The 11331-nt window shown below is 40.1% G+C and carries 6 protein-coding genes and 1 pseudogene; 6 read left to right on the top strand and 1 reads right to left on the bottom strand.

The window, feature by feature from the left end:
• Positions 1-244 (top strand): annotated as a pseudogene (locus BMX21_RS19530) (group II intron reverse transcriptase/maturase); the annotation flags it as partial.
• 82 nt (positions 245-326) lie between these two features.
• Here BMX21_RS19530 and BMX21_RS07425 read toward each other — a convergent pair.
• A complete protein-coding gene (locus BMX21_RS07425; RefSeq protein ID WP_022754991.1) occupies positions 327-1256 on the bottom strand; it encodes an AraC family transcriptional regulator in 930 nt (309 codons plus the stop codon).
• A 386-nt stretch (positions 1257-1642) separates the two neighbouring features.
• On the opposite strand from BMX21_RS07425, the gene BMX21_RS07420 reads away from it, so the two are divergent.
• From BMX21_RS07420 to BMX21_RS07400, 5 genes are all read left to right on the top strand, one after another.
• On the top strand, positions 1643-3175 hold the full coding sequence (locus BMX21_RS07420) for a glycoside hydrolase family 43 protein (protein WP_092042934.1): 1533 nt from the start codon (positions 1643-1645) through the stop codon (positions 3173-3175).
• An 84-nt stretch (positions 3176-3259) separates the two neighbouring features.
• Complete coding sequence (locus tag BMX21_RS07415; protein WP_177173961.1) at positions 3260-6364, top strand: glycosyl hydrolase 115 family protein; 3105 nt, start codon at positions 3260-3262, stop codon at positions 6362-6364.
• Between the two features lie 160 nt (positions 6365-6524).
• Positions 6525-9476 (top strand): extracellular solute-binding protein, encoded by a 2952-nt coding sequence (locus BMX21_RS07410; RefSeq protein WP_022754994.1) that lies wholly within the window; start codon positions 6525-6527, stop codon positions 9474-9476.
• Positions 9477-9487: 11 nt separating this feature from the next.
• On the top strand, positions 9488-10426 hold the full coding sequence (locus BMX21_RS07405) for a carbohydrate ABC transporter permease (RefSeq protein WP_027205452.1): 939 nt from the start codon (positions 9488-9490) through the stop codon (positions 10424-10426).
• 1 nt (position 10427) lies between these two features.
• Positions 10428-11327, top strand: coding sequence for a carbohydrate ABC transporter permease (locus BMX21_RS07400; RefSeq protein ID WP_022754996.1), 900 nt, complete (start codon positions 10428-10430; stop codon positions 11325-11327).
• Positions 11328-11331 lie beyond the last annotated feature (4 nt).

The following is an 11331-nucleotide window of genomic DNA, read 5'->3' as shown; positions in this document are numbered from 1 at the left end:
TATAAGATTCAGGCTTCGCATGTGTATTTGGAAGCACTGGAAAACTCCAAAGAACAGGGCAAAGAACTTGATGAAGCTTAATGTGCCAAGATGGGCGGCTTTTAAAATCGCTTACAATGGCGACAGATATGCTAGACTTGCACACAATGGCTGGGTACAGAAAGCTATAAGCACAAAGAGACTAACCTCATTTGGATTAGTCTCAATGTTAGATTACTACACCGATAGGTGCGTTACTTGTTAAGTTGATTGAACCGCCGTATACGGAACCGTACGTACGGTGGTGTGAGAGGTCGGGAGATTGATTAAATCTCCCTCCTACTCGATTATAATCTATGAAGCGGATTGTGCTTTCTTCTGTATTCACTTGGTGTACACTTGTTGACCTGCCTGAATATCCTGTTAAAAGTTGAGATGCTGGCAAATCCTACAGCAAGAGATACTTCCGTGATAGACAGATCAGGCATTGCCAGAAGATCAGATGCTGCCTTGATCCTTCTGTGAGTAAGATATTCGTTAAAAGTAAAATTAGTATACTGTTTGAATAGTCTTGAGAAGTGGAACTTACTAAATCCTGCCTTATAAGCAATTGACTCAAGGCACAGATTCTCCATATAATGCTCATCAATATATTCAAGTACTTCATTGAATTTATCGATGTATTCTTTCTGCTTATAGATCCTGGTATTGGACAGCTTCATCTCGGAGATCCTGTATCTTCCAATAAGGGAGAAGAGCTCCAGAAGATGAGAGTATATCATGATATCTGCAAAATCACTGTCTGAGAAGTATTCTGTTCTCATCTGGATGAGAAGGTCATAGATATCATCATAGACAGGCAGGAAGGTCTCTTTTTTGATCACAATAGGCTTTCCAAGGATAGTGCTTATGGATGTGAATCCGCTAAGCTTTTCAAGGAAGTGAAGATCGAAAAGGAATATAAAACGAGCTCCTTTGCTTGGTGCATGCAATGAATGAAGAGAACTGGACGGGATGATAAGGATCTCTCCCGGAGTTATATGGAATTTTTCTTCAGAGATAGTAACTTCATACCACTCTTCAACGGGCATGATGATCTCAATTGCATTGTGCCAGTGAGTTTCGTAATCCTCATCCTGGTCATTGTACCAGATCCGGAGTGTTGAATCGTTAAGATATTGAACTATTTCCTGATTCTGTTTAAGTTTTCTGGTGCCTGCAAAATCTTTATTGATTATGTTAATTCCGGAATTTAACTTTTGAGCTGCCAAAACCATTAAAATCCCCCTCTAACCCTAAAAAATAGCAAAAAATGCCTGCTTAAAATTTGCGATTTATCGGTCACAAAAAATATTACCATGCAAAATATAAAAAAAATACAGGAAAAATTATTGTATTTTATAAGAAAAACTATGACACTTTTGACGCGAAATATCAATAAAATAATTGCTTTTTAAAGTAAGCAAATTCTGAATACGATAGCGCAATATCTGGCAAGTTAAGACTTATCATGGAATTTATAATTATTGATAAAGCTAGAAAAATAGCTGTTTTGGCTAAAAATAGCAATAATTGATAAATCATCTGCACAAAAATAAGCCTTTATATATTACATTTTTGGGCAAAAAGGTGATTTGCTTATTTCTAAAAGAGAGGAATTATTATGAAAGCAGTTGCAACAAACCCGATTCTTTCGGGCTTTTATCCTGATCCATCTATCGTCAGGGCGGGGGATGATTATTACATTCTGAATTCATCTTTTGCGTATTTTCCCGGTCTTCCGATAATGCACAGCAAAGATCTTGCCAATTGGCATCAGATCGGTAATGTGCTGTGTGATGATAAGTCTCTTCCGCTTGAGAATACCAGACTTTCACAGGGACTTTTCGCTCCTACCATAAGGTATCATGAGGGAAGATTCTATGTTGTATGCACCAATATCTCACATGGAGGTAATTTCATCGTAACAGCAGATGATATAAACGGCCCCTGGTCTGAGCCTGTATACATTAAGGGTGCTGACGGAATAGACCCGAGTATCTTCTTTGATGAGGACGGAAAGTGCTACTATATCGGAACTCATCCCAATCCGGAAGGAGAGAGATACAGCGGCAATTACCACATCTATATCGGTGAGCTGGATACTGAGACTTTCCAGTTCTGCGGGGACAAAGTAGATGTATGGAACGGCTCTATGAAGAATATCATCTGGCCTGAAGGACCTCACCTTTACAAGAAGGACGATTATTACTACATCATGCACGCAGAAGGCGGCACAGGACCTAACCACTGCGAAGCAATCTGCAGAAGTAAATCTCTTTTCGGACCTTATGAAAATAATATGAATAACCCCATTATCACTCACAGGGATATGGGTAAAAAGTATCCTATCCAGTATGTAGGCCATGCTGATCTTGTAGAAACTCCTGATGGAGAGTGGTTCATGGTAATGCTGGGTGTAAGGCGTACTGAAGGCTACACAACTATAGGTAGAGAAACCTTCCTTGCCAAGGTGACCTGGGAAGACGGCTGGCCGGTTGTAAATCCCGGAATAGCCAAGCTTACACAGACAGTAGATACCGGTCTTGAAGAAGTTAAGTGGGATGATGATGTCAAAAATAACAGAGACTACAGATTCTCTTCCATGGACAAGATAGGACCTGAATTTGTTACATTAAGAAATGAACAGGAAGGAAGATACACTCTTTCTAAAGAAGGTCTTGTCATGAAGGCTTCAAAGCTTCCTGTTACACAGGAGTCCAATCCTTCATATCTTGGCTTAAGAGTTCAGAATCATGCTTTTAAGGCATATGCAACAGTTAACACTACAGAGTCAGATAATCTTACAAAAGGCCTTGTGCTTATGCAGAATGAAGGCTTCTCTTTAAGAGTAGAAGTCAGCAAAAATAAGGCATCTGCTCTGCTTAGACAAGACGGCGCTGACAAGATCATAGGTCAGACAGAAGTTAAGGACGGATCTGTCACATTTGTAATAAAGGGCGATGGACTTAAGGGCCAGGCTGGAATAGTTGAAGGCGATAAGGAAGTTATGTTTGATGAAGTAGACATAAGAGCCCTTTCAACTGAGGTAGCAGGCGGATTTGTAGGATGTACAGTAGGAATGTATGCTTCAGATAATACAGGAAGCGATCTTACAAACAGCGCATTATTTACAGACTTTAGATATGAGGCCTGATATACGGGGCACATATCTTATCTGTTATCAGACCATCTGCAATATGCCTTTGTTATGAGATTAATACAATAAATGAGGTTTAGAATGAATTACATTATTAAGAACAAAAACAGACTGGTTTTTTATTATCAGGCAGGAACTTGTAAAGGCGTACGCCGTGTTATCGGCAAGGTATCAGAGGATATCAACAAGGTTTTAGGTATAACTCCTGAGGAGCTTTTAGTTGAGTCCTTTGAAGATATATGTACTGATTCTGATAGTAAAGATATAAAAGGTATATATGTTGCAACACTTGATGGCGACAATTCCTTCCCTCTTACAGGGGACGAACTTGAAACTCTGCGTGGAAGAAGAGAGGCTTATGCATTTCTTCTTAAGACGCTTCCCGGTGTTGAAGAGCCTATCCTTGTAATAGTAGGAAGTGACAAAAGAGGTGCTATTTACGGTCTGTTCCACCTGTCTGAGCTTCTGGGAGTGTCACCCTGGGTCAACTTTGCAGATGTAAGACCAGCTAAGAAGGACGAAGTTACTATAACAGATGAAGATACACTCATCTCAAGACAGCCTTCTGTTAAGTATAGAGGTCTTTTCATCAATGATGAGTGGCCGTCTTTTGGTAACTGGACCATGAAGCATTATGGCGGATTTACAGCTAAGATGTACGACAATGTCTTCGAGCTTATCCTCCGTCTTAAGGGCAACTATCTCTGGCCTGCAATGTGGACATCAAACTTCTCACTTGATGGCCCTGGTCTTGCAAGTGCAGAACTTGCAGATGAATACGGAATCGTAATGAGTAACTCTCACCATGAGCCTTGCTCAAGACATTCTGAAGAGTGGGATCTTGTAAGAGGTGAAGATTCTAAATACGGCAATGCCTGGAATTTTGACAAGAACAAGGAAGGTCTTACCAATTATTGGAGAGATGGTCTTAAGAGAAATGCGCCTTTTGAAAATATCATCACAGTAGGTATGAGAGGTGAGAGAGATAGCGAGGTTCTTGGAAGAGAAGCAACTCTTAAAGAGAACATCGACTACCTTAAGGAAGTTATACTGACTCAAAGAGATCTCATACAAGAAGTATATGGTGACAAAGCACAGAATGTTCCTATGATGCTTGCTATATATAAGGAAGTAGAGAAGTACTACTTCGGAGATGAGAATACAGAGGGTCTTAGAAGCTGGGATGGTCTTGATGGCGTAACACTTATGCTGTGTGAAGACAATCAGGGCAATATGAGAAGACTTCCTGAATACGGCGAAGAACACAACGGCGGATTCGGAATGTACTATCATTTTGATTATCACGGAGACCCGGTTTCTTATGAATGGGTTAACAGCACATATATACCAAAAGTATGTGAGCAGATGAGTGAAGCATATGACAAGGGAGTAAGAGATATCTGGATCGTTAATGTTGGAGATCTTAAGCCTCAGGAATTCCCTCTTACATATTTCTTCGAACTTGCATATGACTATGAGAAGTGGAGTATCCATTCTGAGAAGCCATATCTTAGATTCCTTGATTATTTTGTAAATCAGCAGTTTAAGAACTTCCTTCCTGATTCAGAACTTGGAAGACTCAAAGAGCTTCTTGATGAATATACATATCTTAGCAGCATCAGAAAGCCTGAAAGTCTGTATCCAGGAACACTTCACAACTTTAACTATGGTGAAGCTGATCGCATATATGCTAAAGCCAAGAATATAAGACGAAGCTGCGACGAACTTGAGATGTTCATCTTAAGTAACAGGCTAAAAGAGATTGACTCTGCTTTGTTTGAACTTGTAGTTTTCCCTGCAAGAGTAATAGCTAATCATTATGAGATGATGATTGCAGCAGAAAAGAACAGAGTATGTGCGGCTCAGGGAAGAGTCACAGCCAACTTCTATGCAGAGGAAGTTGAGAAGTGCCATAGGATTGAGAAGAATCTCATCAGCACATATCATTCTATCGAAAGCGGCAAGTGGGATGGAATGATGCTCTCACAGCATACAGGCTTTAGATTCTGGAATGAAGAAGAGAATATGTATCCTGTAAGATCATATATATGGCCTGCAGATAAACACAGGATGATAGTTACCGTTCCTCTTACAGGTCAGTATTCTATGGGCGGAGATTGGACCAGAAAGAATCTCTTCTTATATGAATATATAAAACCTGAAGTAAGCTCCCAGACTTTCCTTATCGAAAATGGCGGCAACGTAGATGTTGATTATAAGATTGAATCAGGTGATGACTGGATCAGTCTTAGCGAAACAGAAGGCAAGATCCCTCCATTTGAACAAATTGATGAGATCATAAGCGAGAAAGAGATCACTGTAACAATAGATAGAGACAAGATCGTTGAGCTGATCGGAGATGTTTCTTCTATTATAGATGCTGATGATAAGAATACCGATAACAGCGAAAAAACTACTATTAATAAAGAAGTTTTTGATAGAAACGGTAAGAAGGTTAACATCGTAAGGAGAAACAATACTTATTATATAAGCGGAAGCATTCTTGTAAGCTCCGGCAATAAGAAGGTAACACTTGTAGTCCTTGCTGCATGCTATGGCGAGGAGATCTCCAAAGAGCACATGGTTCCAGTTGTTCCGGATGAATGGGTGAGATTTATCAATGCTTTTGATTATCCGACAGTATTTGCAGAAGTAAGAGAGCCTGCTAATACCGGAGACTCGGTAGGACTCGTTATCGAAGCTGATGAATATGAGAGTATCAGTGATGATAAGGATAGAGATCTTAAGGTAATAAGTCCTATAGGCAAGTACAGGAGCGGTGTCAAAGCACTTGGAAGAAGAAAGGGTGATAATACAGATGTTACTTATTCTATAAATACTATAGAAGAAGGCGAGTATGAATTTACCTTTATCATTGCTCCATCTAATCCTATCACCAAGGACAATAGCCTGAGAATCGCAGTTACCTGGAACGGCGAAAGACATGAGCTTAATCTTATAGGTAAGGATTTTGTTGGAGGTGATAATTCCAACTACCTTTGGTCAAAAGATATATTTGCAGGAGAGCACAAAGAAAGCCTTGTTCTTAATTGCAAAGCCGGAAAAGGCAGTCTGAATATAGATTTCATTGATGAAGGTATAGTTCTTCAGAGAATTCTTGTTAAGAATGTGAAGAGCAAATGGCACAAAGGCTTTCTTGGTCCTAAAGCAATAATTGAAAAATAATTGGTCAAAATAACCAATACAAAGCGCCTAAAACTATGCACAATTGTGGATGATAGCAAAGAATAGCAATTGGTGAACAAGTAGTCGCAATATATAGGAAGTTTACGAAACTTGCGAAACGTATAATTAAATTATGAAATCTAATGCAGGAGATAGGTATATGAAAAGTTGGAAAAAAGGCCTGGCAATCGGGGCTGTAGCGGTTCTGGCAGTAATAGGCATCGCTGCATTGTTTCTGACAAAAAGGGTCGAAAACTTTAGGGACAAGTACGAAGGGGTAGACCTCACCAAAGAAGTTGAAGGTATGGAACGTACAGGCGGCTATACCGGATACCTTCTTGAACATGAGGGAGCCAAGAATTCCGACAAGGACATTGATATTGATCTTTCCACATATGATGCTGAAGGCGATGTCAAGTTCGAGACAAGCTATGAAGGCGAAAGCAATGTTCTGTATACAGAACTTGATTCAAAAGTAACCTTTAAAGTTAATGCTCCGGAAGAAGGTTTTTATAATCTATACCTTGAGTATTATCTCCCAGAGTCAAGAGGTGTTGCTGCTGAAAGAGCAGTATACATCAACGGAGAACTTCCGTTCGATGATGCCATCAATATTTCTTTTTCAAGAGTATGGGTTGATGGTGGAGAGAAGAGAGTTGATAACCAGGGCAATGAAATAAGACCAAGACAGGCTGAAGAGTACTGCTGGCAGAATGCTTATTTCAGAGATAAGCTTGGTTACATCTCAGAACCATACAAGTTCTTCCTTAACAAAGGCGAGAACGAAGTAACACTTGAAGCAGTCAATGAGCCGATGGCAATCAAGAGCCTGAAGTTCACAAGTGTATTCGAACTTGCAACATACGAAGAGTACACTGCTGCTAACTCTGATAACAGTGCCAACCAGAAAGATGGTTATACACAGGTTGTTCAGGGCGAAGAATCAGCAAGAAGATCAGAGTCATCACTTTATGCTAAGTATGACAGATCTTCACCATCCACTCAGCCAATGTCACTTATGCATACAGTTCTTAACTATGTTGGTGGAGAAGCATGGAGCACAAACGGACAGTGGATTGAATGGGATGTAACAGTTGAAGAGGATGGTTTTTATAACCTCACTGTAAAAGGAAGACAGAACTATTCAAGAGGTAATGTTTCTAATAGAACTCTCTATATCGATGGAGAGATTCCATTCAAAGAAGTAGAAGAGATCTCCTTCCCTTATGCAAACAACTGGGATCTTATAACACTCTCTGATGAGAATGGTAATCCTTATAATTTCTATCTTACAAAGGGTACACACACAATCAGACTTGAAGCTTCACTTGGAGGGCTTGGTACTATCCTTGAAGAGATTGAAGATTCAACATACAGACTGAATCAGATGTATCGTAAGATTCTCGTTTATACAGGAGCTTCACCTGACCAGTACAGAGACTATCATATCGAGACAACATATCCTGAAGTTATGGAAGCTATGGATCTTGAGTCTAAGAGACTTTATAAGATAGTTGATGACATGGTTGACTATTCAGGTCAGAAGGGCGACTCAATTGCAACAGCTCAGACTCTTGCACAGCAGCTTGAAAGATTCTGCAAGCAGCCCAATAAGATAACTACAGAATTTGGTACATTCAAAGATAATATTACAGCTCTTGGTACATCAACTCTTAATCTTAGTATGACCAAGCTGGACATCGATTATATCGAAGTAACAGCAGCAGGAACTGCGCCTAAGAAGGATACGGAAAGCGCTCTTGACAAGATCGGACATGAGATCAAGTCATTCATAGCTTCTTTCCTTGTTGATTACAACGCTGTCGGTGATGTATATGGCGATGACGAAGATGTAGTTAAGGTTTGGGTTCTTACTGGTAGAGATCAGGGTACAATCCTTAAGTCCATGATCGATGAAGACTTTACTACAAATACAGGAATCAAAGTTAATGTAGAGATCGTTGATGCAGGCGCGCTTCAAAGTGCCGTAATAGCAGGAAGAGGACCTAATGTAGTTCTTTCAATAGGTGCTGATCAGCCTGTAAACTATGCACTTCGTGGATCTGCAGAAGATATCACTCAGTTCCCTGATTATCAGGAAGTTCTTGCTAACTATTCTGAAAGCTCATATGAACAGATAAGTCTTGACGGACATATCTATGGTGTTCCTGAGACACAGACCTTCAACGTAATGTTCTATAGAAAAGACGTTATGGAAGAACTTGGTCTTAAAATTCCGGATACATGGGACGAGCTCATTGCAGAAATGCCTACTATTCAGGGTAAAAACCTTTCAGTTGGTATACCTAGTGCAGCAGGTTCATCTTCATCTGCTCAGGCATCAACAAGTATTATGTCAGCATCAGCCGATCTGTCTATGTACTTTTCACTTCTTTTCCAGTATGGAGGAGATGTATATAACGAAGCCGGTAATAAGACAACAGTTGATACAGAAGCTGGAATCAGAGCTTTTGAAGATTATGTAAGGTATTTCAATGATTATGGCATACCTACAGTTTATGACTTTGTTTCACAGTTCCGTTCCGGTGAGATGCCAATTGGTATTGCACCATACTCAACTTACAACACTCTGATGGTTTCAGCTCCTGAGATAAGAGGTCTTTGGGACTTTACACTCATTCCTGGAACTGTTCGTACAAATGAAGATGGTACTACTTATATTGACCGCTCAGACTTTATATCAGGTGCGGCAACTATGATGATCAAGACTGAAGATGAACAGCTTCGCCAGAACTCATGGGAATTCATGAAGTGGTGGGCTAAGCCTGAAACTCAGGTTACATTCGGTCGTGAGATAGAAGCTCTTCTGGGTGCATCTGCAAGATATGCAACAGCTAACAGAGTAGCATTTTCCAATCTGTCATGGAGTTCAGATGATATCGAAGTACTCAATGCTCAGTGGGATCAGACAGTAGGTATCAGAGAAGTTCCTGGTGGATATTACACAGGAAGACATTTATCCAATGCAATACGTAAAGTATTTAATGAAAAGGTAGATTCACGAGAAACCATAATCGACTACTCCATCAAGATTGATGATGAGTTAACCAAGAAGAGAAAAGAATTTGGTCTGCCGGTTTATGGGGAATGAGAGAAGAAGGTATGAAAGATTTTTTCAGTAAGTATATTAAGCTGAGGAAGCGTGAAGCCCAGATAATGGTCAAAAAGGCCAAAGTATCCAAGATGTGCTACGCATTCCTTGCACCATATGCAATTCTTTTCGCAATGTTTTTTGTCTTCCCGGTTGTAGCTTCAATATATTTTAGTTTTACTTACTACAATATATTGCAGCCACCGAGGTTTTTGGGATTGCAGAACTATGTATCCTTGATACTTGAGGATGATGTCTTCCTTACCAGTGTCAAGAATACGCTTATGATAGCGGTTATCACAGGACCTCTTGGATATATCATGTCATTCCTTTTTGCATGGCTTATCAATGAGCTTCCAAGATGGGTCAGATCCATTGCGGTTATCGTATTCTATGCACCATCTATAGCAGGTAACTGTTATGTAATCTTCTCTGTATTCTTCAGAGGAGATGCATATGGATACGTTAACGCAGCACTTATTAACCTTGGAATAATTGATTCACCTATTCTTTGGTTCGTAAATCCACAGTATATGCTTCCTATATGTATGCTGGTTATCCTGTGGATGAGTTTGGGAACAGGCTTCCTTTCCTTCGTAGCAGGTCTTCAGGGTGTCGATAAGGCACAGTTTGAAGCAGGTTACATGGATGGCGTTAAGAACAGATGGCAGGAACTGTGGTACATCACACTTCCTAACATGAAACCAATGCTTATGTTCGGTGCCGTTATGAGTATCACTCAGGCATTCGGCGTAGCTGATGTAACTATGGCCCTTTGTGGTAACCCAAGTACTGACTATGCAGCCAGCACAATCGTTACTCACCTTATAGACTATGGTTCACAGAGATTTGAAATGGGTTATGCGTGTGCAATAGCAACAATTCTGTTCCTTATGATGATCCTTTGTAACAAGTTAATTCAAAATCTGTTGAGAAGAGTTGGTACGTAAAATGAAGAAAAAGGAAAAAGTCGTAAAAGAAAAAGAATATCGTAAGCCCTTAGTGAAAAGAAGGAAGCCTAACCGTTCCATTATCGGCGACATATTCTTATATCTGTTTTTATTATTTATAGCAATAGTAATGGCTTTCCCAATCATATATGCGGTCAGCAGTGCTTTAAAGCCTCTGGATGAACTCTTTAAGTTCCCGCCGCGTATATTCCCTCAGAATCCGACATTGGATAACTTCTCGGATCTGTTTGTAACAATGGGTAAGAGCTGGGTTACATTCTCAAGATATCTGTTCAATACTGTATGGATCACATTTGCAGGTACATTTGGACATCTGATCATAGCTTCTATGGCAGCTTTCGTACTTGCTAAGTATGATTTCCCGGGTGGACAGACATTCTTCAAGATTATAACAGTTGCGATGATGTTCACAGGTTATGTTACACAGATTCCTAACTACCTGATCTTGAACAAGCTTGGATGGATTGATACATATTGGGCAATCATAATTCCTGCGTTCGCATCACCTATGGGACTCTTCCTTATGAAGCAGTTCATGGAAGGTCTTCCTACATCACTTATTGAAGCTGCCAAGATCGACGGTGCCAATGAGTGGAGAGTATTCTGGACAATTGTAATGCCTAATGTTAAGCCTGCATGGATGACACTTATCATCTTCTCAGTGCAGGGTCTTTGGAACAACAGAGCATCTACATATATCTACTCAGAAGAGCGTAAGACACTTGTATATGCACTTCAGCAGATTCAGGCAGGTGGTATTGCAAGAACAGGTCAGGGTGCAGCGGTTCTCGTTGTTGTAATGATTGTACCTATCATTATATTCGTTCTTTCAGAAAGCCAGATTCTTGAAACAATGGCTAGTTCTGGTTTGAAGGATTAAGGAG

Origin of the sequence: Butyrivibrio sp. TB (genome assembly GCF_900110805.1) — a bacterium.
Classification (GTDB): Bacteria; Bacillota; Clostridia; order Lachnospirales; family Lachnospiraceae; genus Butyrivibrio; species Butyrivibrio fibrisolvens_C.
Note: the sequence above shows the minus strand (reverse complement) of the source record. Positions and strands in the feature narration are given on the sequence as shown.